Origin of the sequence: Nonomuraea sp. NPDC048916 (genome assembly GCF_040649575.1) — a bacterium.
GTDB lineage: Bacteria > Actinomycetota > Actinomycetes > Streptosporangiales > Streptosporangiaceae > Nonomuraea.
The window spans coordinates 1-391 of the sequence record NZ_JBEZFS010000274.1; the positions used below are offsets into that span (position 1 = coordinate 1).

Consider the following 391-nt stretch of genomic DNA (forward strand, 5'->3'; position numbering starts at 1 on the left):
ACATCGGTGACTACGCCAAGGTCGAGGCTGACGTCGAAATCCGCGAGCACACCGTCGTCGGGTCGAATGTCGTCGTGAAGAGCGGGGCCTTTCTGCACAGGGCCGTGGTCCACGACAACGTGTACATCGGGCAGCACAGCAATCTGCGTGGTTGCGTCATCGGCAAGAACACCGACATCATGCGGGCCGCCCGGATCGAGGACGGCGCCGTCATCGGCGACGAGTGCCTGATCGGCGAGGAATCGATCGTCCAGGGGAACGTGCGGGTCTACCCCTTCAAGACGATCGAGGCCGGCGCCTTCGTCAACACCTCCGTGATCTGGGAGTCCCGCGGCCAGGCGCACCTCTTCGGTGCACGTGGTGTCTCCGGCATCATCAACGTCGAGATCAC

1 pseudogene is annotated in these 391 nt (G+C 63.4%); it reads left to right on the plus strand.

From position 1 onward, the window contains the following. Positions 1-391: pseudogene (locus AB0C16_RS40825) on the plus strand (mannose-1-phosphate guanyltransferase); the annotation flags it as partial.